This is a genomic window from Bacillus sp. ABP14 (assembly GCF_001831375.1).
Classification (GTDB): domain Bacteria; phylum Bacillota; class Bacilli; order Bacillales; family Bacillaceae_G; genus Bacillus_A; species Bacillus_A paranthracis.
In genome coordinates, this window is sequence record NZ_CP017016.1 from 1,263,786 (window position 1) to 1,288,290 (window position 24,505).

Below are 24,505 nucleotides of genomic sequence, written 5' to 3' on the forward strand. Positions count from 1 at the left end.
GTCTTCTCATTATGAGAAGACTCTTTTAATCTATTTACTTCGTAATAAATTGTTGTGTCCAGTAGTTGCCGCTTTCTACATAGCCAACACCGATGTGAGTGAAGCCATTATTTAAGATGTTTGCACGGTGTCCAGCACTGTTCATCCAAGCTTGTACTACTTCTTCAGGTGTACGTTGGCCTTGGGCGATGTTTTCACCTGCAGATGTATAAGAAATACCAAATTTCTTCATCATGTCAAACGGAGACCCGTATGTAGGGCTGTTATGATCAAAGTAGTTATTTTTTTGCATATCTTCAGATTTAATGCGTGCTACTTTGCTTAATTCAGTGTCGATTTTTAAAGCTGGTAAACCTTGTTTTGCACGCTCAGCGTTTGTTAATTCAACAACACGTTGTTCGAACTCGCTTAAAGATTTTGCTTCTTCAGCAGGCTTTTGCTCAGCTGGTTTTTGTTCAGCCGGTTTTTGCGTATTATTGTTTTCAGCAGGCTTTTGAGCTTCTGGTTTTTGAACTTCTTCAGCAGGCTTTTGCTCGGCAGGTTTTTGCTCAGCAGGCTTTTGAGTTTCTGGCTTAGCTGTCGGTTGCTCAGTTACAACATTTTCAGTAGGTTGTTGACCAGGAATAATGCAATTTGGTTGGAAGTTTCCTTGTTGCCATTGTGCTAATGACTCAACGCCCATAGATTGTAAGAATGCTTGTAATTCTTGTTGGCTCATTTGTTTCATCATCACTTTTGAATGCTGAATATTTTGAACCTTTATGTTAGATGGTTGTACTGTTGCAGCTTGTGCATCTAGAGAAGATACTCCTAAAGTAAGAGCCGTTGCAGCAGCTACAGATAATAAAACACGCTTTTTCATGATGTGTGTCCCCCTATATAAAGTTTTAATTTGTTTTCACACGATTTGTTTTTGACAGCCTGTCTGACTGACAAATTCATCGTAGCATAGATTTCGTGAGAAAAAAGATGGAAAAAAATTCATAGACTTAAAATTTACCTAATTTATCCTAAGAGGGGAAAAGGGGAAAAATAAGAGAAACATAGAGTATAAAAGGAATTTTCAGCATTTTTATACTTGGTTATAAGACGCGGTTTTTGGATAAATGTACCTATATTGAAAATGAAGAATCCTATTGTATCAATGGTTTGAGCGTTTTTTTGAGGAATATACTGGATTGATTTTTACAAAACTGTAATGTTTCTGTTGTTCTTTTTTATAATAAAGTAACATATTTTTAATGTTGTAGCGGACAAAAAAGCGGCTATCTCTTTACATAGACGAAGGAGATAGCCGTTTTCCTATTATTACGTATGTTACGAGTTATTACGAGTTGGTTTCAATTGCTTCTAATAATAAATCAACGATGTGAATTCCTCTCATTTTATGAGAAAGACCTTCTCGTTCAATGCCTAATTTCATTTGTAATAAACAACCTGGATTTGCAGTAACAATGGTTGCTGCTTCTGTTTCATGCACACGGTCCATTTTGTAATCTAGAAATTCCATAGATAGTTCTGAATGAACAATGTTATAAATACCAGCAGAACCACAGCAGCGATCCGCATCTTTCATTTCACGGTATGTTGCGCCTTGAATTGCTTCTAGTAACATACGAGGTTCTGAAGATGTTCGCATAACATTGCGTAAGTGACAAGAGTCTTGATACGTAATAACTTGCGGCGTGACTCGTAAGTCATTACGTTTATGGAAATCTAGTTCTACTAGAATAGCAGTAATATCTTTAATTTTAGAAACGAACTGCTTTGCACGTTCAGCCCACTGTGGATCATCTTTTAACAAGTAATCGTAGTCTACGAGGTAAGCTCCGCAACCACCAGCATTCGTAATAATATAGTCGATGTTTAAATCTTCGAATGCTTTTATATTGCGTTTTGCTAATTCTTTTGCTCCATTTTTCTCACCAGCATGTCCATGTAATGCCCCGCAGCAACTTTGTGTTTTTGGAATAACGATATCACAACCAGCTAACTGAAGTAGTTTCATCGTTGCGTTATTTGTTTCTAAAAACATTGTATCCATTAAACAACCTGTGAAGAATGCAACTTGTTTCTTTTTTGTAATTTCAGCAGGTAAAAATTCAGGGCGATCTTTCATTGCTTTCATTTTTGGGACTTTTGGTAAAACGAGATCCATTGTTGCAAGTGTTTCAGGGAATAACTTCATAATTCCTGTTTTGTGTGTTAGCGTTTGTAAACCGGAACGTTGGTAAAATCCGATTAATCCTGTCAATGTTCTCATTCGATTTTGATGCGGGAAAAGTCCTTCAAAAACGACTTTACGAACAGCTCTCACTGGCATTGAAAACTTTTTGTTTTGATTTATAATATCACGAGCTTCTTCTAATAAATGTCCATAATTCACACCAGATGGACAAACAGGTTCACAAGCACGGCAGCCGAGGCAAACATTTAATGTGTTTTCAACATCTTCATCTGGCTCAATTAAGCCGTCAACGACCGCTTTCATTAATGCGATACGTCCACGCGGAGAATGTGATTCTTTATATCCAGATTGAATGTAAGTAGGACAAGTTGGTAAGCAGAAACCGCATCGCATACAGTTTAGTAGTTCGTCTTCACTTAATCGTTCTTTAAATTCCTTTTGAATGTTTTCTTTATTTAATGTTGTCATCGCTCAACCACCACTCTTTTGCGAGTGTCCTTCGCGAACATCTTTCCTGGATTCATAATGTTATTTGGATCGAAGGCTTGTTTAATTCCTTGCATAGCAGCAATACCTTCTTTACCTAACTTCATTTCTAAATACGGAGCCTTCATCGCACCAACACCATGTTCACCAGTAATCGTGCCACCAAGTTCAATTGCTTTCGCAAATATTTCAGCAAAAGCTTGTTCAGCTCGGTGCATTTCTTCTTCGTTGCGAGCATCTGTCATACAAGTTGGGTGTAGGTTGCCATCGCCAGCATGGCCAAACGTACAAATAGGAATATTATATTTTTTGGCAATGGCATTAATAGCTTCAACCATCGGAGCAATCTGTGAGCGTGGTACCGTTGCATCTTCTAATATTGTAGTAGGTTTTAATCTTGCCAGTGCTGACAGTGCACTACGGCGAGCTGTCCGAAGCGCATCTGCTTCCGCTTCATCTTTTGCGACGCGAACATCAACTGCATTCATGGAACGACAAACGTTAGCCATTTTTTCAATATCTCGATTAACAACTTCAGGCGGACCGTCTTGTTCAATTAATAAAATTGCTTTTACGTCAGTTGGTAAACCGATTTGAGCAAACTCTTCTACTACTTCAATTGTCGGCTGGTCTAAAAACTCAAGTGTCGCTGGAATGATTTTATTTGCAATAATAGAAGAAACAGCACGTGCAGCTTCATTAATATCTTCATAGAGTGCAAGCATCGTTTTCTTCGTTTCAGGCATAGGAACAAGTTTTAATATTGCTTCTGTTACGACGCCAAGTGTTCCTTCAGAACCGATAAATAAACGAGTTAAATCGTAACCAGCTACATCTTTTGCTAATTTACCACCAGTGCGAATCATATCACCATTTGGTAAGACAAGTTCAAGCCCCATCACATAATCACGTGTTACGCCATATTTTAATCCACGTAATCCACCCGAGTTTTCATTAATGTTACCGCCAATTGTAGAAATTTTCATTGAGCTTGGATCTGGTGGATAAAATAAACCTTTTTCTTCTACTGCTTTAATAATATCAAGCGTAATAACACCAGCTTGTACAGTAATTGTTAAATTTTCTTCATCAATTTCTAAAATGTTATTCATATGGCGGAAGATAAGGACGATACCGCCTTCAAGTGGACATGTCCCTGCGCAAAGATTTGTTCCAGACCCACGAACATATACAGGGATTTTGTGAGTGTTACATACTTTTAATACTTCAGCTACTTCATTTGTATTACGAGGAGCAATGACTGCATCAGGCATTGCTTGGAAGTTTGGAGTGGCATCATAACTATACGTTAAACGCCCCATATTGGATGTATCTACATTATCTTCGCCAACAATGGATACGAATGAATCAATAATTTGTTTTTCTAACATTGGAAATCCCCCTCAAACTGTTAACGTAATTAGTCATAATAAAAAACGTTGTCACAGTGCTTTCATTATAATGATAAAAAAGTCGGGGGATTCTTTCTATGTATAATCATCTAAAGATTAATCTATTTTATCATTCTTTTTTGTGTGATTATCTAATAAGAGGAGCGAGAAATATAAAATATTTAAGTCTTTGAATTGTTTCGGATCAAGTCCTGTATACTCCTCAATTTTTTTAAGTCTGTAATGCAATGTGTTAATGTGTATATGTAATTGCTCCGCTGTTTGTTTATAGGATTGGTTATAATCAATAAATAAACGTAAAGTGTGCATAAGTTCAGGCGATGATAGTAAGTTTTCGATGGTGCGCTTTAGAAATTGTTCCCGCGTTTCCGCAGAAATATCTTGTAAGCACATTTCTAAACGTAAATCTTCATTAAATACAATGTTTTTCGTTTCAAGTGATACGGAAAGAGCTTGTAATGCTTGTTCGTATGATAAGTTCATATTGCTTGGCGTAACGGATTGGCCAATCCCGATATATAAAGGAATAGAAAACAAAGTTTCACAGTCTTGTTTTAATCGTTTTAAAAATTGATATGTTTGCTCTTTGGAGTTCGTGGCTGTAAATAAAATGAATCGATCATTTCCCCAGCGAATAAATAAATGCTCCTTTGTTAATAGATTGCGTACATGTTGCCAAATCTTACGCTGAAGCATCGTGTCATTTCGATCGATAGAGAACAAAATAAGTTGTTTTTTCTTATATAAATCAATACCAAGTGTTTTGGCACGATCGAGAAAGCTTGGAGACCAGTCTGTATTTTGAAGCCAATCAAAGACAAATGCCTCATAAGAACGGTGTTCAAGTTCTAGTTGTTCTAAAAAGTAGTTTTCATGGATGAGTAGTTCGGTCATTTTACGTAATATTTCTCCGTATTGTGAAATATTTTCAGGTTCGCCTGTAATTCCAATGACACCAATTACTTCGTCATGGAATAGTAAAGGGAGATTCATACCTGCCTTTACGCCTTGCAAACGTCGTTCATCCTCTTTTGTAATAATGACAGTTTTCTTTTGTTTTGCGCAGTGGAGTGCGCCTTCATGAAATTGGCCGATTCTTTCTATATCTGTACTTGCGATAATAACGCCTTGTATATTAATGATAATAATATTTTCTTTAATTAGCCTGCGTACTTCTCGTACAATTTTATTCGCTAAATCAGGAAAAAGCATAATTGGCACACCTCAAATTCTATTTGTTGTACATTATATATGTAAATGAAGTAAGAAAGGGAAATTTCACACTTTCCACACATTTATTTGTTATTTTACAATTATAACGAAATCATCCGAAGATGGAGGGGATCTTTTGAGAAAGTATGTTTTTCTTCTCTGTTTTTTATTTCTATTAGTAGGGTGTCAAGGAAGTTCCTATACATCGATTGCTAAAGATAAAAGTGTTATTATAACAACGAATATAAAAGAAGGTAGCCTTAGTTTTATTGATAAACATACTAAAAAGTTAATTACGACATGGGAACTTAACGAACCAATGGCAGGGATTGCACTACTTCCAAATGGTGAGGACATACTTGTATATGGTAAGCAGTTAGAGTACATGTATGTATATTCACTAGCAGAAGGAAGGCAAGTGGAAAAATATAAAACAGGAAAAGGCATTGTAAATGTAGTCGTATCAGAAGATAAAAAGCAATTATTTGCTGCCGATCAAAATGCCCAAAAGATAAGGTTCTTTACGATAAAAGGTAAAGAGACAGGAAGTGTGTCAACTGGAAAAGGGCCAATAACGATGGTAGAGTACCATAACCAGTTATCTGTATTAAACTTTTATGATACGAAGCTAACGACAATTGATACAAAGAAAAAAGAAGTAATACAATCCTTTATGATTCCCCCAGCGTCAACGGGAGCGACAATTAGTCCGGATGGGAAAGAAATATGGATTGGTGGACATGGTGATGGAAATCAAGTCAATGAGAAAGTATTAGTGTATTCTTTGCAGAGCGGAGAAATGGTACGTTCTTTACACGCTCCTTTTATGCCTGTGAATATAACGAAGGATAATAAGTACGTATATGCATTAAGTCACGGTTCAAATACGCTTAGAAAGTTTGATGTTAGCACGTATAAAGAGGTAGATTCTGTAGAAGTAGGATCGAACCCATTTGCATTTTTGAAGAGCGGAGCAGAAGGGTACGTAGCAAGTTATGATAGTGATGAAGTTTGCGTCATGGATATGAAGAACTTGAAAATAAAACAAACAATTAAAGTCGGAAAAGGGCCGTTTCAACTCATAGAGAGGGAAGGGGAGGACAATGAATAAATATAGGGTATTAGTTGTAGATGATGAAAGTGATATGAGGCAACTTGTTGGAATGTACTTAGATAATTTCGGATACGAGTGGGGAGAAGCTGAAAATGGAAAAGAAGCTTTAAAAAAATTAGAGACAAATCATTATGATTTCGTTGTACTAGATATTATGATGCCAGAGATGGATGGACTTTCAGTTTGTAAAGAAATTAGAAAAACGTCAGATGTACCAATAATATTTTTAACAGCAAAAGGTGAAGAGTGGAATAGGGTGAACGGCTTACGTATGGGAGCAGATGATTATATTGTAAAGCCATTTAGTCCTGGTGAATTAATTGCTCGTATGGAAGCTGTATTAAGGCGCTATACAAAGCAAGAGCAACAAGAGGAATTTCAGTTTGGGCCGATCCTTATTAATGAAAAAAGTAGGAAAATTGAGGTGGATGGTGAGCCAATTTCTCTTACAGTAAAAGAGTTTGATTTACTCTATTTTCTTTGCCAACATACGGGACAAGTATTTAGCCGAGAACAATTGCTGGAAAAGGTATGGGGATATGATTATGCCGGAAGTACAAGAACCGTAGATACGCACGTGAAAACGATGCGTTTAAAGCTTGGAGAAAGTGGAAACTACATTCAAACTGTTTGGGGTGTAGGCTATAAATTTGAGGTGTAACGTATGTTTACGATGGTACAGAAGCTTTGGCTGACAGTAGTATGTGCAGTATTTGTAACAGTTTCCTTTCTTTATTTTGTATCTTTATACTCGTATGAAAAGCTATACGTTGATAATTTAAAAGATTCATTAGTAATGGAAGGAAAGCGTCTTTCTGCGCAATATGATAAGCGCGAAGGAATATCAATTTTTGAAGAGAAAGTAAGAGCATTTGATCAAATATCTAGTTCAGACGTTCTTTTCGTATCGAACCCACGTGATTTAAGTGCATGTTTACCATTTGATGTGCACCATCATTCTCTTATAAGTGAAGGGGACAGGCAAGCATTATTAGATGGAAAAACTGTGACAAAGATAGGATACGAGGAACATTTTGACCGTAATATTATGGGGGTTGTCATCCCTGTTTTAGAAAATAAAAAATTAGTTGGTATTGTATATTCTTATATTCCTTTAAAAAGTATAAAAGACTTAATATATGATATGGGTCTTATTTTAGCACCGTTAGCACTTGCTATAACTTTACTGACAATATGGATTGGTAGAAAAATTATTATTGCTATTACGAAACCACTTTCGCAAATGGAACGAGTTGTCAATCATTTGGCTACGGGGGATTTTTCGGAACGAATTACAATTTCTTCTGAAGATGAAATTGGGCGATTAGGAAAAGCATTTAATAAAATGGCAAATTCTTTGGAGACAGAAGACGTAAAGCGTAAGGAGTTTTTAGCCAACGTTTCGCATGAACTAAGAACACCGCTTAGTTATATAAAAGGATATAGCGAGGCTATTTTAGACGGTGTAGCGAAGGGACCACAACAGGAAAAAGTAACACAGCTTATTCATAAAGAAGCAGATCGTATGCAGCGTCTCGTTCATGATTTATTAGATTTAGCACAATTAGAAGGTGAACATTTTCCGTTAAAGAAACAACCTATCGTTTTTTCACAACTAATTGAAGATGTGTTAGATACGTATGAGATTAAGTTTATAGAAAAGAAAATTCGTATTTCAACAAATTTAAATCCAGAAATCATTGTAATGATTGATGAGGATCGTATGCAACAAGTGCTTCATAACGTGTTAGATAATGCGATACGGTATACAAATCAAAACGGGGATATTATGGTAACGCTCAGACAGATAGATGATTACTGTGAATTGAACATAAAAGATACGGGGATCGGTATTGATACAGAGCATTTGGAAAACCTTGGCGAGCGTTTTTACCGAGTTGATAAAGCGAGAAGTCGTCAACATGGTGGAACAGGTTTAGGCCTGGCAATTGTAAGACAAATTGTTCATATACATGACGGACAGTGGCGAATTGAAAGTGAAAAAGGGAACGGTACGACGGTTAGTATTAAATTGAAAGTACAGGATGAGGAGAGCATGTTCTAATTTTTAGGGCATGCTCTTTATATGGAAGACAATAATTATACGTAAGATATAAATTAATATGTAATAAATATCGGAATTTTGACGATTTTATGAACAAAACATTTGTACTTCTTACCAATTCGTTCTAAAATAGTTATGATGCAAAGTTCTTATAAATCGTTTCAATTGTTGTTTGGAAGATACTGAGGTGATTTAACTGGAGTACAAATCTATTAAACCGAAAAAGATTTACGAAGAAGTATCTGAAGCTATTTTAACAATGATTAAAAATGGTACGTTAAAACCTGGTGACAAACTACTTCCTGTACATCAATTAGCTGAGCAGTTTCAAGTTGGTAGATCTGCTGTTCGTGAAGCGCTAAGTGCGCTAAGAGCAATGGGCTTAATTGAGATGAAACAAGGAGAAGGTACATATGTGAAGAACTTCGATTCTTCTTCATTAACAAAATCATTAAACAATAGATTATTGATGAAGAAAGAAGATATTTTGAATTTATTAGAAGTACGAAAGGTGCTTGAAGTGGGGGCAGTTCGAGCAGCTGCGGCAAAACGTACGGAAGATAATTTACAAAATATGAAGCATTGGTTAGATGAAATGGCAAAGAGCGTTGGAGATGAAAAAGCTGGTGAAAAAGCAGATTTTCAGTTCCATATGGGAATTGCAGAGTCTTCGCATAACAACATTTTGCTTGAACTTATGAATCATGTTTCAGAGATGATTGCTGAAACGATTGGTGAATCAAGACGCATTATTTTATATGGTGAACAAACAACATCAGAACGACTTATAGAAGAGCATCAAGTTATATATGATGCAGTGTTAAAGCAAGATGTAGAATTAGCGCAGCAAGCAATGCTAGATCATTTAACAAATGTAGAACATATTGTCACAGGTAGCAACGATATAAATTCTTAATTTAATCTTTTAAAAATCTAATTTTCTGATAAAATAGAGAGAGATTAAGTAAGCGTTTTCTTTAGAAGAGGGAGAGGATAGGCCATGGTTGAGCCTATTTCTTCTCTCCTTAGTCATCTGATGACCATATGTTTGTTGGTGGAGTTGTAAAAAGGGGGAGTAATAATTATGAAAGTTACTTTATTTGTTACTTGTTTAGTCGATATGTTTGAAACAAATGTCGGCAAAGCAACAGTTGAGGTGTTGGAGCGTTTAGGTTGTGAAATTGAATTTCCAGAAGCACAAGTTTGTTGCGGTCAGCCTGCTTATAATAGCGGCCATGTAGAAGCTGCAAAAGAAGCGATGAAACATATGATTGAAACTTTTGAAGATGCAGAATATATCGTTACGCCATCTGGTTCTTGTGCGACAATGTTTCATGAGTATCCGCATGTTTTTAAAGATGATCCGAAGTGGGCTAAACGTGCACAAAAAGTTGCTGATAAAACATATGAATTTACACAATTTATTGTAGACGTTTTAAAGGTTACTGATGTTGGTGCAAGTTTACCAGGGATTGCTACTATTCATAAATCATGTCATATGACACGTATGCTTGGAGTAACAGAGGCACCAGGAATTTTATTATCAAATGTAAAAGGGTTAACTGTGAGAGAGTTACCAAATGTGCAAAATTGTTGCGGGTTTGGGGGAACGTTTTCAGTGAAGATGACTCCAATTTCTGAGCAAATGGTAGATGAAAAGGTAGATAGTGCAATGGAAACAGGCGCTGATTATTTAATCGGTGCAGATTGTGGGTGTTTGTTAAACATTGGCGGACGTATTGAGCGTTTAGGAAAAGAAATAAAAGTAATGCATATTGCTGAGGTACTGAATAGTCGCTCATGAAGGGGGAACATAAGCTATGTCTATGAAAATCAGTGAGAAAAAATTTAATGATCGCGTTGGCGATGGAATTCAAGATTCGTTTATGCGCGGAGCAGTATCTTCTGCACAAACACGCTTATATACGAATCGTTTAAAAGCAGCAGATGAATTAGGAAACTGGGAAGAATGGCGTGAACTCGGTGAAGAAATTCGTCAACATACGTTAGAAAATCTTGATTATTACTTAATGCAGTTAAGTGAAAATGTATCCAAAAGAGGCGGACATGTGTACTTTGCGAAAACGAAAGAGGAAGCAGCAAAGTATATTCAAGACGTTGCAAAAAAGAAGCAGGCAAAAAAGGTAGTAAAATCAAAGTCAATGGTAACAGAAGAAATTAGTATGAACCATGCGCTTGAAGAAATCGGTTGTGAAGTGTTAGAAAGTGATCTAGGAGAGTATATTCTGCAAGTAGATAACGATCCACCTTCACATATTATTGCGCCGGCTCTTCATAAAAATAGAACGCAAATTCGTGACGTATTTAAAGAAAAGCTTGGCTATGAAAATTCTGATGATCCATACGAAATGACAAAGTTTGTTCGTAAACAACTTCGTGAAAAATTTATGGATGCTGAAATTGGTGTGACAGGTTGTAACTTCGCTGTTGCAAATACTGGCTCTCTTTGTTTAGTAACAAATGAAGGTAATGCCGACCTTGTTATGTCGATTCCAAAAACACAAATTGCGGTTATGGGTATGGAACGTATGGTTCCGACAATGGAAGAATTAGATGTTTTAGTTGGTTTACTATGTCGTAGTGCAGTAGGTCAAAAGTTAACAAGTTATGTAACGGTAGCGGGACCAATTCAAGAAGAGGAAGTAGATGGCCCAGAAGAATTCCACTTAGTTGTGGTTGATAATGGTCGTTCTCAAATTCTTGGATCTGAATTCCGTCAAGTGTTGCAATGTATTCGTTGTGCTGCTTGTGTGAACGTATGCCCTGTATATCGACATGTTGGTGGACATTCATACGGCTCTATATACTCAGGACCAATTGGGGCGGTATTAACACCACTTTTAGGTGGATATGATGATTATAAAGAGCTTCCTTATGCTTCTAGTTTATGCGGAGCGTGTACAGAAGCTTGTCCAGTAAAAATTCCATTGCATGATTTATTATTAAAACATCGTCAAGTTATCGTTGAGCAAGAAGGTCGTGCTCCACTTGCAGAAAAATTAGCAATGAAAATGTTTAGTATGGGTGCATCTTCAGCAGCTTTATATAAAATGGGATCAAAGATGGCGCCAGCAGCAATGAGTCCATTTACATCTGGTAACCGTGTATCAAAAGGTGTTGGGCCACTTAAAAACTGGACAGATATTCGTGAATTCCCGGCTCCAAGTAAAGAACGATTCCGTGATTGGTATAAAGATCATAAGAAAGGCGGGGACAAATAATGACAGGATTAATTCAAAACCGTGAGTCCTTTCTAGAAAATATTGCAAAAGAACTTGGACGCGCGCGTAAAACGGATGGTGTAAAACGTCCAGTATGGAAAAACAATGTGAATAAAGAAACGTTAAAAAATTATTCACAAGAAGAATTGTTAGAAGTATTTAAAAATCAATGTACAAACATTCATACAACTGTTGTGGAAACGACAAATGACCGTTTACGTGAAGATATTCAAAAAGTAATCGTTGAAAACGGCGGGGGACCTATTATGTTATCGGCAGATGAACGTTTTGATTCTTATGGGTTGACTTCTTTATTTAAAGAAGAACTTCCAAAGCAAAATGTTGAAGTGAACGTATGGGATCCTGAGAAAAAAGAAGAGAATATGCGTATTGCGGAAAGAGCGAATATTGGAATTGCATTTAGTGATTATACTTTAGCCGAATCTGGTACGATCGTTGTACAAAGTCATAAAGGCCAAGGCCGTTCTTTACACTTTTTACCGACTGTATACCTTGCTATTATTCCACGTGAAACACTTGTACCTCGTATTACACAAGCAGTTGAGGATATGAACAAGCGTGTAGAAAATGGCGAGACAGTGGCATCTTGTATTAACTTTATTACAGGACCTAGTAACTCGGCAGATATAGAAATGAATCTTGTTGTCGGAGTACATGGACCATTAAAAGCAGTATATTTTATCGTATAAAATAGGGGAAAGCAGGCCAGAAAATGGCCTGCTTTTTTAATAGAATAGAGATAATATGAAGTAGAAGTTCTCTCCTTTTTTTGCTATGTTCTTCTGGAAAGGAGAGGAAGGGATGTTCACTTATGTATATGCATTGTTAGCGGGGATGGTGTTTGGTTCTTTTTTTATGGTAATTGCGATGAGAGTTCCGCTAGGGGAGTCTATCATAACCCCGCGTTCATATTGTCATTATTGTAAGTATGTGCTAAAGCCAAAAGAATTGATTCCAATCATTTCTTTTTGTATGCAAAGAGGGCGTTGTACGAATTGTAAGAGGAAAATTTCAATTTTGTACGTAGTATTTGAACTTGTAACTGGAATGATATGTCTTCTTACTGTATATATGATTGGGGTGGAACGAGAGCTTATTATCGTTTTATCACTTTTTTCGTTACTTCTTATTATTTCAGTTACAGATTACATATATATGTTAATTCCAAATCGTATTTTAGCTTGGTTTGCTTGTTTACTCATTTTAGAATGTGCTTTTATACCGTTAGTCACTTGGATAGATAGTATAGTTGGTAGCTGCGTTATATTCATTTTGTTATACTGCATGCAAAAGATATGTCCAGAAGGGCTTGGGGGAGGGGATATAAAATTACTTTCGTTACTTGGATTTATAGTGGGACTGAAAGGGATTTTTATCGTTTTATTTTTAGCATCTTGCTTTAGTCTTTGTTTCTTTGGAGCTGGTCTCGTATTAAAACGTATGAAAATGAGGACTCAAATACCGTTTGGTCCTTTTATTAGTCTTGGGGCAATATGTTACATGTTGGTCACGTATGCAAAATAGAGAGGGGATAGAAAATGAATGTATATATGAATGATCAAAGAAGTTGTCCGTACGGTTACGTGCTCGCAACTACAGTAGAATGTGCTTTGCAAATGGTACGAGATTATGAGGTGAATGTTCTTTCCCTTGATTTCAATATGGGATGGGGAGAAAAAAGTGGATTAGATTTTGTCGAAGCTTTTTGTAAAGAGGGTTTATATGTAAATGAAATACACTTTCATACGAATGATGTCATCGGTATGCATAAGATGAAACAGAGAATGAATAAGGGAAAGGAAGAAGGAGAGATTAATCCTAATCTTGTTGTTAAATATGTGGGGAGCTAAAAACTCCAAAGTAAAACTTTGGAGTTTTTAATGTTTCATATGCGCTTGCAACGGAATGATTTCTTCTTGTTGAGCTGCTCCTAATTCAGTTTCTTCTTGTTTCACGTCAGGTACTTTCTTTGTTAGGTAATGGTATACCATACCGACAAATACAGACCCACCAATAATGTTACCGATTGTAACTGGAATTAAGTTATGAATAGCACCTGCAAAAGAAATTGTCTCAGGATGCGGTGAAACTAAAGATAAAGCAAACAGTGATAAGTTTGCGATGCTATGCTCGTAACCAGATAAGAAGAATGTGAAAACGAGCATCATCATCATCATAATTTTTGCTGTATCACCTTTAACTTGAGAAGGTAAGAAACAAGCAAGACATACAAGCCAGTTACATAAAATTGCTTTAAAGAATAGTTGCATTGTAGGTGTATTCATTTTTCCTTCTACTACTTTATTCATGAAATGACCGTGATCAATTGCTTCAAAAATGCCAGTTGCGTAAAATAGTAAGGCAAAGAATAAAGCACCAGCTAAATTGCCTGCATAACAAGCAAACCAGTTACGAAGTGTATCAGCAATTGTTGTTTCTTTTCTTAAAGTTGCTACAGTGAAGTACATTGTGTTTCCAGTAAACAATTCAGCACCACCATATATAATAAGTATGAGGGCAATTCCGAAAAACATAGAAGCAGCTAAATAAGTTGCTGGTGAATCTGCAATGTGAAAAAAGTTACCTAATTTAAAACATAGTACAATAATAAAACCGATATAAATACCCGCAAGTGCGGCACGAATGAAATATTGCATCGGGTTTGTATCTAACATTTGTTTTTTGCTCTTAGCCAGTTTGACAACATAATCTAATCCTTGTTCTAGCATGAGTAATACGCTCCTTTAGTACATCATCTATAAATACTCCTTATATGAATAAAGTACATGGATTCTTTTATAGTTTCAATAAGTTTGTGCAATGTTTCACAAAAAGGACATACATATATAAGGAAAGCGTTTACAAAAGATAGTATAATAGAATTTTTTCTGGACATTGAGAGGGGGAAGGGCAAAAAGAAAAAGCACTGTAATTACAGCGCTTTTTCGTCTAAATTCTTTTCTACTTTTGTTTCTACTTCTTTTGAGAAGAACCAACCACCAGCTGCGATTCCAACTAATACAATCCAGAATGTAAGCTTCCATGGTGTAGATTCTGGGAATGAGTGCGGAATTACATTTAATGCAGGGTGTGCTAACGTATAAACTGCTAGTTTCACACCAACCCAACCTACAATTAAGAATGCCGCAGTTTCAAGTCCTGGTTTACGTTTTAAAATTTGTACGAAAGCAGTTGCCGCAAATCGCATAATGATTAATCCGATAAGTCCACCTACAAAGATAACAACGAATTGTCCAGTATCAAGACTACCAATTGTACCTAATCCTGTTTTTGGTAAAGTCATTGCTAATGCAACAGCAGCTAAAATAGAATCAACTGCGAAGGCGATATCTGCAACTTCAACTTTAAATACAGTCCACCAAAAGTTCTCTTGTTTTTTCTTTGCTTCTTTTTCTTCTGTTTCTTCATCTGTATTCTTTTTAACATACGTTTTAAATAAGTGATTACCAGCGATAAACATAAGGTAAATGGCACCGATTGCTTGCACTTGCCATACGTCGACTAGGAACGAAATCATAAATAACGATCCGAAACGGAAAACAAATGCCCCTGCTAATCCATAAAATAGTGCTTTCTTTCTTTTTTCTTCTGGTAAATGTTTTACCATAATTGCAAGAACAAGAGCGTTGTCAGCCGCTAAAATCCCCTCTAGTGCAATTAGGATGAGTAATACCCAACCATACTCCAATAATAATGATACATCCATGTACATTCTCCTCTCATTTCTATAAGTACTAAATAAGTGAAGAATTTCCCCACTATTTAGTTTCCCCATACTCCTGCCTATTAACTTTAGAAGAATTTGGTAATGAATGCAAAAAAGACCTCTGCCGTTAATAGGCAAAGGTCTTGCTAGACATATGTAATGAAAATGCCAACAAAGCCGGAAGAACTAAGTTCTACGTAATGACGACTTTGTTTCCAAGAAATATTCTTGGACGCTACTCCCCTTTGGAGATATGCTATTGTACTCTCATTATATGGATAATTTATACGGTTGTCAACCTGTTAAAATGTCTTCATTCGGATATTTTATTTTCCGGTTCTTTTTACGTGCAAATGAAAAAGCTAATGTTAAAGGCCCCATCTTCCCAAAAAACATCATAAAGATAATAATAGCTTTTCCAATCATCGTTAAGTGTGGTGTGAAATTCATACTGAGACCGACAGTCCCAAATGCTGAAAATACTTCGAAAGCACTCATCAATAGAGGAACTCGCTCAGTAATGCTTAAAATTAAAATAGCAAAAAAAATAAATGAAATAGAAATAATAGCGATGGTTAATGATTTGACAATGAGAGTATCTTTAATGGACTTTTTAAACACGACAATATCATCTTGTTCTTGTAAAAATTTAAATACCCCAAAAAACATGATTAAAAAGGTTGTTAATTTAATCCCACCGCCAGTTGAAGCACTACCGGCTCCGATAAACATTAGAAGCATCATTAATAAAAGGGAAGGCTTTGATAATGCGGAAATATCAACTGTATTAAATCCGGCAGTACGCGTTGAAATAGCTTGGAAATAAGCAGCCATGCCTTCTTCAAATGGGGTAAAGCCTCTCATAGAAAGAGAATTGTGAAACTCGAATATAAAAATAAAAACAGTCGCAATAATATTGATGATTAGAGTAGAAGAGAGCATAAGTTTTGAGTGTAATGTAAGGTTTTTAAAATTTTTCTTTCTTTTTATATCTACGATTACTGTAAAACCAATCCCACCTAAAATAATGAGGGAGGAAATGACGAGATTGACAAGAATGCTGTGAGAGTGGGACATTAAATTATCGCTCCAAACAGAAAAACCTGCATTGTTAAAAGCAGAGATGGAATGAAAAAAGCTATAATAGATCCCTTTAGCAATCCCATATTTCGGTACCCACTCAAAAGAAAGAATGAAAGCAGCGATACATTCGACTGTAAAAGAGAATAAAAATAATGCTTTGGCAAGACGAATGACACCGCCTATATTCGTTTGATTTAATGCTTGTTGCAGTAAAATTCGGTTTTGAAGGCCAATTTTTCTGCCAAGCATAATCGCAATTAAAACGGCAAAGCTCATAATGCCAAGTCCGCCCACTTGTATAAGTATTAAAATGACACATTGGCCAAATAAGGTAAATACTTTCCCAGTGTCCACAACACCAAGCCCTGTAACCGTACAAGCAGAAACGGTTGTAAATAAAGCATCGAGCCATGAAATAGACGTCGTTGTAGCAATTGGCAATTTTAATAAGCATGTACCGATAATTGATAACATAATAAAAGACAAAGTAAGAACACGGGGAGGACTCATGTGAATGTTAATCCGTTTCATGTTACATATCGTTCCTTTCTGTTTGCTTTTACTAGTATGTGAAAAAGCACCATTATGTATGTTAAAAATAGAAAGAGGCAGAGAATATCTGCCTCTAAGCCATATGTTATATTGTTATCCACGTAATTGTTGTTGAGCTAAAGAAACAAGACGTTTTGTTACTTCACCGCCAACTGATCCGTTAGAACGTGATGCAGTATTAGACCCTAAGCTTACGCCGAATTCTTGTGCAATTTCATATTTAAATTGATCAAGTGCTTGTTCAGCACCTGGAACTAGTAATTTGTTTGTTTTTGCCATGATGATACACATCCTTATGAGTAATCCAGTTCAGCTAAGTATGTATCTGAACTGGTACCGTTATTTTATGTGGAACCGGCGTGCTCATACGCGGAAGTAATCGGTGTGATTAGAAGTTATTGGATAGAAAAAAGAGTAGCAATTTTTGCTACTCTTTTTTTAGTATTGTCGCTGTACCTTCCACGACAATATCATCCGATTGATTATATATATTTGTTTGCAACGTAATGATTTTTTTATCGTCACGTTTTTTGATGACCTCTGCCACAACGCGAAGTGTATCGCCAATTTTGACAGGAGCGCGGAATGAAACGTTTTGAGATAAATAAATCGTATTTTTACCCGGGAGTTTCGTTCCAAGGATGGTAGAAATAAAACTTGAAACGAGCATACCATGAGCAATACGTTCTTTAAACATTGTCGTTTTTGCAAAAGAATCTAAAATATGAATAGGATTCACATCTCCAGTCAATTTTGCAAAATTGATAACGTCCTCATCCGTAATCGTTTTTGTAAGTGATGCTTGATCACCAACTTGAATCTCATCATAACGAAGCTCCGGGACGGTTTGTGCTTCTTGAAATGGATTCATTTTGTCCTCCTTCTTTTCCATATCGAAAAATGCTAGCCATCTTGATGTAGTAGGAGGAAGAAAGAGTTTTGTTTGTGCTGCAGTTAGCTCCCACATTTTTCTTACTTGATGGAAGTAAATAGATTTTTTGAGTTTTCCTCGAACTTTTTTGCGAGTTCCAACTGTTTTGTCTTGAAATCTTCCAAAAAACCTTCTAACTGTTTTTGAGCCTCTTCACGTTGTAATTGTTGTTGTTCAATAAATTGCTTCGTTGTTTCTTCAAATTGACCGCTTGTTTGAGTAAGGATAGACAAAGATGTTTTTGTAGGAGAAACAGTTAGCTGTTGCATATGAGCAGAAAGCTCTTTCCATTTGTCTTGCCACTCATTAATTTGATCATTTAAGGAGTTTCCAGTTAATTGCTTCACGTAATCTGTATACTGATTATTGAATTGAGTAGTAAATTGTTGCAGTTCTTTTTCTAGTTCATCTACTCCTGATGTTAATTTATGCAAAGCATCTTGTTGTTGTTTTAATGTTTCTAAAGTAAGTTGCTCTAATTGTTTCCCAGCTGAAGAGAAAAGGGAAAGTGATTGAGACCAGTTTTTCCAAAATGCATCGACTAATTCGTATGGTTTAGTTTCCATTGTTTGACCCCCAAATGTTTTTTTACATATTGTGAACGCAGATTACTCTGCTGTATCACCAGGTGAAGATGAAGAATCTTTTTCATCCTTTTCTGGAGAAGTAGAAAATGGAAAGAATGCATTGGTGTATAACGTGAAAAACGTCCGCAACATATTTTGATAATGCTCAAAAGAAGTCGCACATGTTGTTAAATATTGCTCTCCATATTCAGTTAAAGAATAAATTCTTTTTGCTGGCCCTCCGTCGCTTGTATCCCAAGTAGAAGAAATAAGGTTTTCTTTTTCTAATTTGCGTAGTGTTCTGTACACATTACCTTGGTCAACAGAAGAAAAGCCGATATCCATTAGCATTTGAATAAGTTTGTAACCATGAAGACTCCAGTCTTTAAGACAGAGAAGTAAGAAGGGAACTAAGAAGTTTTTTGGCATGGAGTTTGGTTGTTTTGCTTGGTTGTTCTCCAAACTTTCGCGTTGTTCTGGTTCATTATGTAGCATGATTGTGCATCACCTCATGAATCAGTTAGATGGAATTTTTTGCTTATAAGTGCAATTTACACCTATCTGTTTTTAAAGTCAATACATTTGTTAGAAAATAGAAAAAAATAAAATATAGACTTGAAGTTTTATTCAGAATATTAGAAAATAATGAATAGGTTGAATTGTTTCAAAAACAAAAAAGGGAGTGTAGGTAAAGTGATTGATCAAAAATTCGATCCACTACAAGCATGGAAAAATGCTTATGAACAAACCGAAACATTTTGGGGAAAAGCGCTCAATGAAACAATTAAAACAGAAGAATATTCTGCTTGGATGGGCAGCGTTCTAGATTTGAATTTGTTTTATCAAAAAGCATTAAATGATACGACAAAAAATTATTTAGAGCAGGTGAATGTGCCTACGAAAGAGGATATCGCTAGAGTGGCTACGCTTGTTATTAACTTAGAAAATAAAGTGGATAACATTGAGGAGTTTCTAGAAGATAAGGTAGAGTCAGTAGGACAAGCTCCTACATTAAAGCGCGATGTTACGAAAGTAAAACAAGATATTCGCACATTAGAAACGAAAGTTGATCAAATTTTACAATTGCTAGAAAAGCAAAATGCAGTACTAGCAAAACTACAAGAACCTGTAAAAGAAGAAGTAAAACCTACGAATAAGCCAGAAAATAAAAAGTGATAATAGCGCTTGTTTATAACATATGAAAGAGAAAGGGAGAATCTCTTTTCTATGTATAAACAGCGAAACATAATTATATAGGGACTCCATAGTATGAGTACCAAAATGATTCATAATAGTCGTTCACAAATTCATTTAAGGGGGAAAAGAAATGGTTCAATTAAATGGAAAAGTAGCAATCGTAACAGGTGGGGCAAAAGGGATTGGAAAAGCGATCACAGTAGCGTTAGCACAAGAGGGCGCAAAAGTTGTTATTAACTATAACAGCAGTAAAGAAGCAGCTGAAAACTTAGTAAATGAACTAGGAAAAGAAGGACATGACGTTTATGCAGTTCAAGCAGATGTTTCTAAAGTAGAAGACGCAAACCGACTTGTAGAAGAAGCAGTGAATCATTTTGGTAAAGTTGATATTCTTGTTAATAATGCTGGTATTACAAGAGATCGTACATTCAAAAAGTTAAATCGTGAAGATTGGGAACGCGTAATTGACGTGAACTTAAGCAGTGTGTTTAATACGACAAGCGCGGTACTTCCATACATAACGGAAGCAGAAGAAGGTAGAATTATTAGCATTTCTTCTATTATTGGTCAAGCCGGTGGATTTGGACAAACAAACTACTCAGCAGCAAAAGCAGGTATGCTAGGATTTACAAAATCATTAGCATTAGAGCTTGCAAAAACAAATGTAACTGTAAACGCTATTTGCCCAGGATTTATTGATACTGAAATGGTAGCAGAAGTACCAGAAGAAGTACGCCAAAAAATCGTTGCGAAAATCCCGAAAAAACGTTTTGGTCAAGCTGATGAAATTGCAAAAGGTGTAGTATATCTATGCCGTGACGGTGCTTATATCACAGGTCAGCAATTAAACATTAACGGCGGATTATATATGTAATGAAGTAAGAAAAAAGTGCATATCCATAGCAGGAATGCACTTCTTTTTTTAGAAGGAAATTGACCAAAAAGGAGATAGAAAAATGACTACATTCGCAACAGAATGGGAAAAGCAATTAGAGCTATACCCAGAAGAATACCGAAAAGCGTACCGCCGTGTGAAAAGGGCGAGTGAAATTTTATTACGTGAACCAGAGCCACAAGTAGGATTAACGCCGAAAGAGGTTATTTGGACGAAGAATAAGACGAAGCTTTATCGCTACATTCCAAAACAAGAAAAAACACAAAGAGTTCCAATTCTATTAATATATGCTCTTATTAATAAACCATATATTATGGATTTAACTCCTGGAAATAGTTTAGTGGAATATTTAGTGGACCGTGGTTTTGATGTGTATATGCTTGATTGGGGCACATTTGGTTTAGAAGATAGTCATTTGAAATTTGATGATTTTGTGTTTGATTATATTGCAAAAGCAGTGAAAAAAGTAATGCGAACTGCAAAATCGGACGAGATTTCTTTACTTGGTTATTGCATGGGGGGAACGCTAACTTCTATTTATGCGGCACTTCATCCGCACATGCCAATTCGTAACCTAATCTTTATGACAAGTCCTTTTGATTTCTCTGAAACAGGATTATATGGTCCTTTATTAGATGAGAAATACTTCAATTTAGATAAAGCGGTTGATACATTTGGAAATATTCCGCCAGAAATGATTGATTTCGGAAACAAAATGTTAAAACCAATTACGAACTTTGTTGGTCCATATGTTGCTTTAGTAGATCGTTCAGAGAATGAGCGCTTCGTTGAAAGCTGGAGGTTAGTTCAAAAGTGGGTTGGCGATGGTATTCCGTTCCCAGGTGAATCATACAGACAGTGGATTCGTGATTTTTATCAAAACAATAAATTGGTTAAGGGTGAACTCGTTATTCGCGGACAAAAGGTAGACCTTGCAAATATTAAGGCGAATGTCTTAAATATTTCAGGGAAACGTGATCATATCGCCCTACCGTGCCAAGTAGAAGCGTTGCTAGATCATATTTCTAGCACAGATAAACAATATGTATGTTTACCAACGGGACATATGTCGATTGTTTACGGTGGAACAGCGGTAAAACAAACGTATCCGACGATTGGAGACTGGCTTGACGAGCGCTCTAAGTAAAAATAAAAAATCCAACTAGCATATGTTAGTTGGATTTTTTTATGTAAAATAACAAAATATAGAAAGGAGAAATTTATATTTTAGGAGTATAATTATGAAGCTTATGATTGGTAAGTTGTTTTGGGATACAGGAGCTTCTATGCCTTGTTATCCATCGTTAGAAAATGATATGATATGTGATGTGCTTGTAGTTGGAAGTGGCGAAGCGGGTGCTCAAATAGCGTATTCGTTAGCGAAAATGGGAATGCGCGTTACACTTATTGAAAAAAATATGATTTCATGTGGCAGCACAGCTGCTAATACAGGGTTATTACAATTTCTTCATGATAAATCGTTAACCTCACTTATCCATACATTTGGGGAAGAAAAAGGGGTGCGAGCATATAAGCTTTGTTACGAAGCGTTACGAACAATGGAAAAAGTTGTACCGACTCTCGATATCGATCCCCAGTTTATTCCGCGAAACAGTTTATATTATGCAAGTAAAAGTGAAGATGTCTCATTTTTACAAGAGGAATACAAAACGTTACAGAATTATGGGTTTCCAGTTGAGTATTTTACAGCATCTGATATTAAGGAACGGTATCCTTTTACAAGACAAGCGGCATTATATACACACGGTGATGCTGAGGTAAATCCGTATTTATTAGCGCATAGCCTTTTGCATAAAGCAAATCAAATGGGTGCTACTATATATGAACATACAGAGGCCATACATATAAAAAAACGTCAAAATGATTTAATTTGTTATACGAAAACAGGAAATCAAATTGTAGCAAAGAATATTATTATGGCGACGGGTTATGAAGCACTTTTCGGAAAGAAAGAAAAAAATACAACAGTGGAAACATCATATGCAGTTGTGACAAATAAGGTGGATTCATTTGAAGACTGGCATGAGCAATCATTAATTTGGGAAACAGCAAGGCCTTACTTATATTTTAGGAAGTATGAAAATCGTATTATTGCAGGTGGATTGGATGAAGCAATGACAATTCAAACAATCGGTGATACGAAATTATTGCATAAGCGTGATGTCCTTATTAACATTATAAAAGAGATGTTCCCGCAGTATAAAGATATACAGGCGGAGTATTATTGGGCGGCAGCATTTGGCGGTAGTCATGATGGTCTCCCTATTTTAAAAGAAGATAATAAGATACATAATTTATTTTATGCATTGCCATATGGAGGTAATGGAACTGTGTATGGAATGGTATTTGCTAAAATATTTGAGCAGTTATTTACAAATAAAGAAAGTGAAGATTTTTCTTTATTTAATCGATAGAAAAAAGGTAGCGAAGTGATGGAATGAGAGATATAAAAAAGTTTTTACAAAAATTGCGTCCTGTACAACTCATTGTTTTGTTTTATTTATTAGCAGTAGTTGTATCGGTAATATTACTTAGTTTACCGTTTGTTACAAAGGCTGATGTGAAATGGACATTTATCGATGCCCTCTTTACATCTGTTAGTGCGGTAAGTGTTACGGGACTGTCTGTTGTTACGATTTCAGATACATTTACTACGGCAGGAATTATTATTTTAGCCCTTATTTTACAATTGGGCGGCTTAGGAATTATGGCGTTAGGTACATTCGTTTGGATTATAACAGGAAAAAAGATTGGTTTGCAGAGAAGAAGACTCATTATGGCAGACCATAATCAAGGGAATTTATCAGGTCTTGTAGAATTGATGCGTTCTATTTTAATTGTAATTATTTCAATAGAGCTTATTGGAGCAATATTATTAGGTACAAGATTCTTACTTTACTTTCCAACTTGGCAAGAAGCTTATTTTCACGGTTTTTTTGCAGCTGTTAGTGCAACTACGAACGGCGGATTTGATTTAACAGGACAATCGCTAATTCCGTATAAAAAAGATTACATTGTTCAAATGATTCATATGTTACTTATTATTTTAGGAGCAATCGGCTTCCCTGTATTAATGGAAGTGAAACAATTCCTTAGTAAAAGGAGACAGCAACTATTTCGTTTTTCGCTATTTACAAAATTGACGACAACAACATTTTTTGCACTCGTGGTCGTTGGAACGATTATGATTTTTTTACTAGAACGAAATCATTTTTTAGCAGGAAAGTCATGGCATGAAACAGTTTTCTATACACTATTCCAATCTGTGACGACGCGAAGCGGGGGACTTGCTACAATGGATATACTTGAATTGTCACAACCGACGCTTTTATTTATGAGTATATTAATGTTTATAGGAGCATCTCCAAGTTCGGTTGGGGGTGGGATACGTACAACAACATTTGCTGTTAGTATATTGTCACTATACACTTTTGCAAGAGGCGGGAGAACGGTTAGAGTCTTCAAACGTCAGCTACATGAAGAGGACGTGCTGAAAGCATCTGTCGTTATGACAATGGGGATTTTATTATGTGCCACAGCACTATTTATTTTATCTATTACGGAAAATGTACCGCTTATGAGTTTAATTGTTGAAGTCTGTTCTGCTTTCGGGACGACAGGACTATCGACAGGTATTACGCCAGATTTAACAACTGTTGGTAAACTTGTACTCATTGTACTTATGTTTATCGGGCGTGTCGGTATTTTAACATTTATACTAGCTAGTGGCGGAAGAGAACAGCCACCTCGCTATAAATATCCGAAAGAGAGAATTATTATTGGATAGTATGAA

The 24,505-nt window shown here is 36.0% G+C and carries 25 protein-coding genes and 1 riboswitch; of the genes, 14 read left to right on the forward strand and 11 right to left on the reverse strand.

All coding sequences use genetic code 11. The features are described from left to right. Nucleotides 1-34: 34 nt before the first annotated feature. The 4 genes from BGI23_RS06585 to BGI23_RS06600 form a co-directional block, all read right to left on the reverse strand. Entirely contained in the window at nt 35-862 is an 828-nt protein-coding gene (locus BGI23_RS06585) for a CAP domain-containing protein (protein WP_000747582.1), read from the reverse strand. A gap of 465 nt (nt 863-1,327) precedes the next feature. After that, nucleotides 1,328-2,656: a (Fe-S)-binding protein gene (locus tag BGI23_RS06590; protein WP_000209637.1), complete on the reverse strand. Its 1,329-nt coding sequence runs from the start codon at nt 2,654-2,656 to the stop codon at nt 1,328-1,330. Then, nucleotides 2,653-4,065, reverse strand: a complete 1,413-nt coding sequence (gene glcD, locus BGI23_RS06595) for a glycolate oxidase subunit GlcD (RefSeq protein ID WP_000890742.1) — start codon at nt 4,063-4,065, stop codon at nt 2,653-2,655. The genes BGI23_RS06590 and glcD overlap by 4 nt, the downstream gene beginning before the upstream one ends. 117 nt (nt 4,066-4,182) lie before the next feature. Beyond that, complete coding sequence (locus BGI23_RS06600) at nt 4,183-5,298, reverse strand: CdaR family transcriptional regulator (protein ID WP_070805548.1); 1,116 nt, start codon at nt 5,296-5,298, stop codon at nt 4,183-4,185. Nucleotides 5,299-5,434: 136 nt separating this feature from the next. Between BGI23_RS06600 and BGI23_RS06605 the strand changes: the two genes are divergently transcribed. From BGI23_RS06605 to BGI23_RS06645, 9 genes are all read left to right on the forward strand, one after another. Then, nucleotides 5,435-6,409, forward strand: a complete 975-nt coding sequence (locus BGI23_RS06605; protein ID WP_070805549.1) for a YncE family protein — start codon at nt 5,435-5,437, stop codon at nt 6,407-6,409. Further along, the gene (locus tag BGI23_RS06610) at nt 6,402-7,073 is read left to right on the forward strand and encodes a response regulator transcription factor (protein WP_001046403.1); all 672 of its coding nucleotides are present in this window, start codon (nt 6,402-6,404) and stop codon (nt 7,071-7,073) included. Before BGI23_RS06605 ends, BGI23_RS06610 begins: the two co-directional genes overlap by 8 nt. Before the next feature lie 3 nt (nt 7,074-7,076). Continuing rightward, nucleotides 7,077-8,477, forward strand: a complete 1,401-nt coding sequence (locus BGI23_RS06615; RefSeq protein ID WP_070805550.1) for a sensor histidine kinase — start codon at nt 7,077-7,079, stop codon at nt 8,475-8,477. A 226-nt stretch (nt 8,478-8,703) separates the two neighbouring features. Continuing rightward, on the forward strand, nt 8,704-9,393 hold the full coding sequence (locus BGI23_RS06620; protein WP_255254326.1) for a FadR/GntR family transcriptional regulator: 690 nt from the start codon (nt 8,704-8,706) through the stop codon (nt 9,391-9,393). 168 nt (nt 9,394-9,561) lie between these two features. Further along, entirely contained in the window at nt 9,562-10,281 is a 720-nt protein-coding gene (locus BGI23_RS06625; RefSeq protein ID WP_000869149.1) for a (Fe-S)-binding protein, read from the forward strand. A 16-nt stretch (nt 10,282-10,297) separates the two neighbouring features. Continuing rightward, nucleotides 10,298-11,719 carry a LutB/LldF family L-lactate oxidation iron-sulfur protein gene (locus BGI23_RS06630; RefSeq protein ID WP_000061914.1) on the forward strand — a complete coding sequence of 474 codons (1,422 nt, stop codon included), beginning with the start codon at nt 10,298-10,300 and terminating at the stop codon, nt 11,717-11,719. Next, on the forward strand, nt 11,719-12,429 hold the full coding sequence (locus BGI23_RS06635) for a LutC/YkgG family protein (RefSeq protein WP_000147208.1): 711 nt from the start codon (nt 11,719-11,721) through the stop codon (nt 12,427-12,429). The genes BGI23_RS06630 and BGI23_RS06635 overlap by 1 nt, the downstream gene beginning before the upstream one ends. A 112-nt stretch (nt 12,430-12,541) precedes the next feature. After that, on the forward strand, nt 12,542-13,264 hold the full coding sequence (locus BGI23_RS06640) for a prepilin peptidase (RefSeq protein ID WP_070805551.1): 723 nt from the start codon (nt 12,542-12,544) through the stop codon (nt 13,262-13,264). A gap of 14 nt (nt 13,265-13,278) precedes the next feature. Beyond that, nucleotides 13,279-13,590 carry a cyclic-phosphate processing receiver domain-containing protein gene (locus BGI23_RS06645; protein WP_070805552.1) on the forward strand — a complete coding sequence of 104 codons (312 nt, stop codon included), beginning with the start codon at nt 13,279-13,281 and terminating at the stop codon, nt 13,588-13,590. Between the two features lie 27 nt (nt 13,591-13,617). Here BGI23_RS06645 and BGI23_RS06650 read toward each other — a convergent pair whose 3' ends face one another. The 7 genes from BGI23_RS06650 to phaQ all read right to left on the reverse strand — a co-directional run bounded on the left by BGI23_RS06650 (nt 13,618) and on the right by phaQ (nt 19,094). Further along, nucleotides 13,618-14,469 (reverse strand): formate/nitrite transporter family protein, encoded by an 852-nt coding sequence (locus BGI23_RS06650; RefSeq protein ID WP_070805553.1) that lies wholly within the window; start codon nt 14,467-14,469, stop codon nt 13,618-13,620. Between the two features lie 203 nt (nt 14,470-14,672). Next, on the reverse strand, nt 14,673-15,467 hold the full coding sequence (locus BGI23_RS06655) for a TerC family protein (protein ID WP_000383322.1): 795 nt from the start codon (nt 15,465-15,467) through the stop codon (nt 14,673-14,675). Between the two features lie 90 nt (nt 15,468-15,557). Next, a riboswitch (yybP-ykoY riboswitch) is annotated at nt 15,558-15,723 on the reverse strand. Between the two features lie 38 nt (nt 15,724-15,761). Continuing rightward, a complete protein-coding gene (locus tag BGI23_RS06660; RefSeq protein WP_000822319.1) occupies nt 15,762-17,081 on the reverse strand; it encodes a TrkH family potassium uptake protein in 1,320 nt (439 codons plus the stop codon). A 114-nt stretch (nt 17,082-17,195) separates the two neighbouring features. After that, on the reverse strand, nt 17,196-17,381 hold the full coding sequence (locus BGI23_RS06665) for an alpha/beta-type small acid-soluble spore protein (RefSeq protein WP_001140707.1): 186 nt from the start codon (nt 17,379-17,381) through the stop codon (nt 17,196-17,198). 148 nt (nt 17,382-17,529) lie between these two features. Further along, complete coding sequence (locus BGI23_RS06670; RefSeq protein WP_001067916.1) at nt 17,530-17,973, reverse strand: MaoC family dehydratase; 444 nt, start codon at nt 17,971-17,973, stop codon at nt 17,530-17,532. A gap of 101 nt (nt 17,974-18,074) precedes the next feature. Next, a complete protein-coding gene (gene phaP, locus BGI23_RS06675; RefSeq protein WP_000448589.1) occupies nt 18,075-18,599 on the reverse strand; it encodes a polyhydroxyalkanoic acid inclusion protein PhaP in 525 nt (174 codons plus the stop codon). Nucleotides 18,600-18,641: 42 nt separating this feature from the next. After that, on the reverse strand, nt 18,642-19,094 hold the full coding sequence (gene phaQ / locus BGI23_RS06680; RefSeq protein WP_000903020.1) for a poly-beta-hydroxybutyrate-responsive repressor: 453 nt from the start codon (nt 19,092-19,094) through the stop codon (nt 18,642-18,644). A 198-nt stretch (nt 19,095-19,292) separates the two neighbouring features. Between phaQ and phaR the strand changes: the two genes are divergently transcribed. The 5 genes from phaR (at nt 19,293) to BGI23_RS06705 (ending at nt 24,499) form a co-directional block, all read left to right on the forward strand. Next, nucleotides 19,293-19,775, forward strand: a complete 483-nt coding sequence (gene phaR / locus BGI23_RS06685; protein ID WP_070805554.1) for a polyhydroxyalkanoic acid synthase subunit PhaR — start codon at nt 19,293-19,295, stop codon at nt 19,773-19,775. 151 nt (nt 19,776-19,926) lie between these two features. Then, entirely contained in the window at nt 19,927-20,670 is a 744-nt protein-coding gene (locus BGI23_RS06690; RefSeq protein ID WP_000250412.1) for an acetoacetyl-CoA reductase, read from the forward strand. Nucleotides 20,671-20,752: 82 nt separating this feature from the next. Then, a complete protein-coding gene (gene phaC / locus BGI23_RS06695) occupies nt 20,753-21,838 on the forward strand; it encodes a class III poly(R)-hydroxyalkanoic acid synthase subunit PhaC (RefSeq protein WP_000206335.1) in 1,086 nt (361 codons plus the stop codon). Between the two features lie 94 nt (nt 21,839-21,932). After that, nucleotides 21,933-23,126: an NAD(P)/FAD-dependent oxidoreductase gene (locus tag BGI23_RS06700; RefSeq protein WP_070805555.1), complete on the forward strand. Its 1,194-nt coding sequence runs from the start codon at nt 21,933-21,935 to the stop codon at nt 23,124-23,126. Nucleotides 23,127-23,149: 23 nt separating this feature from the next. After that, a complete protein-coding gene (locus BGI23_RS06705) occupies nt 23,150-24,499 on the forward strand; it encodes a TrkH family potassium uptake protein (protein WP_001204696.1) in 1,350 nt (449 codons plus the stop codon). Nucleotides 24,500-24,505 lie beyond the last annotated feature (6 nt).

What these genes read in the sequence shown, in the direction of transcription:
- BGI23_RS06630 (WP_000061914.1), top strand. Translation starts at nt 10,298, where the DNA reads ATGTCTATGAAAATCAGTGAGAAAAAATTTAATGATCGCGTTGGCGAT.
- BGI23_RS06645 (WP_070805552.1), top strand. Translation starts at nt 13,279, where the DNA reads ATGAATGTATATATGAATGATCAAAGAAGTTGTCCGTACGGTTACGTG.
- phaC (WP_000206335.1), top strand. Translation starts at nt 20,753, where the DNA reads ATGACTACATTCGCAACAGAATGGGAAAAGCAATTAGAGCTATACCCA.
- BGI23_RS06655 (WP_000383322.1), bottom strand. Translation starts at nt 15,467, where the DNA reads ATGGATGTATCATTATTATTGGAGTATGGTTGGGTATTACTCATCCTA.
- BGI23_RS06640 (WP_070805551.1), top strand. Translation starts at nt 12,542, where the DNA reads ATGTTCACTTATGTATATGCATTGTTAGCGGGGATGGTGTTTGGTTCT.
- BGI23_RS06670 (WP_001067916.1), bottom strand. Translation starts at nt 17,973, where the DNA reads ATGAATCCATTTCAAGAAGCACAAACCGTCCCGGAGCTTCGTTATGAT.
- BGI23_RS06615 (WP_070805550.1), top strand. Translation starts at nt 7,077, where the DNA reads ATGTTTACGATGGTACAGAAGCTTTGGCTGACAGTAGTATGTGCAGTA.
- BGI23_RS06700 (WP_070805555.1), top strand. Translation starts at nt 21,933, where the DNA reads ATGAAGCTTATGATTGGTAAGTTGTTTTGGGATACAGGAGCTTCTATG.
- BGI23_RS06600 (WP_070805548.1), bottom strand. Translation starts at nt 5,298, where the DNA reads ATGCTTTTTCCTGATTTAGCGAATAAAATTGTACGAGAAGTACGCAGG.
- BGI23_RS06705 (WP_001204696.1), top strand. Translation starts at nt 23,150, where the DNA reads ATGAGAGATATAAAAAAGTTTTTACAAAAATTGCGTCCTGTACAACTC.
- BGI23_RS06585 (WP_000747582.1), bottom strand. Translation starts at nt 862, where the DNA reads ATGAAAAAGCGTGTTTTATTATCTGTAGCTGCTGCAACGGCTCTTACT.
- BGI23_RS06665 (WP_001140707.1), bottom strand. Translation starts at nt 17,381, where the DNA reads ATGGCAAAAACAAACAAATTACTAGTTCCAGGTGCTGAACAAGCACTT.
- BGI23_RS06650 (WP_070805553.1), bottom strand. Translation starts at nt 14,469, where the DNA reads ATGCTAGAACAAGGATTAGATTATGTTGTCAAACTGGCTAAGAGCAAA.
- BGI23_RS06690 (WP_000250412.1), top strand. Translation starts at nt 19,927, where the DNA reads ATGGTTCAATTAAATGGAAAAGTAGCAATCGTAACAGGTGGGGCAAAA.
- BGI23_RS06625 (WP_000869149.1), top strand. Translation starts at nt 9,562, where the DNA reads ATGAAAGTTACTTTATTTGTTACTTGTTTAGTCGATATGTTTGAAACA.
- BGI23_RS06590 (WP_000209637.1), bottom strand. Translation starts at nt 2,656, where the DNA reads ATGACAACATTAAATAAAGAAAACATTCAAAAGGAATTTAAAGAACGA.
- glcD (WP_000890742.1), bottom strand. Translation starts at nt 4,065, where the DNA reads ATGTTAGAAAAACAAATTATTGATTCATTCGTATCCATTGTTGGCGAA.
- phaQ (WP_000903020.1), bottom strand. Translation starts at nt 19,094, where the DNA reads ATGCTACATAATGAACCAGAACAACGCGAAAGTTTGGAGAACAACCAA.
- BGI23_RS06610 (WP_001046403.1), top strand. Translation starts at nt 6,402, where the DNA reads ATGAATAAATATAGGGTATTAGTTGTAGATGATGAAAGTGATATGAGG.
- BGI23_RS06660 (WP_000822319.1), bottom strand. Translation starts at nt 17,081, where the DNA reads ATGAAACGGATTAACATTCACATGAGTCCTCCCCGTGTTCTTACTTTG.
- BGI23_RS06635 (WP_000147208.1), top strand. Translation starts at nt 11,719, where the DNA reads ATGACAGGATTAATTCAAAACCGTGAGTCCTTTCTAGAAAATATTGCA.
- phaP (WP_000448589.1), bottom strand. Translation starts at nt 18,599, where the DNA reads ATGGAAACTAAACCATACGAATTAGTCGATGCATTTTGGAAAAACTGG.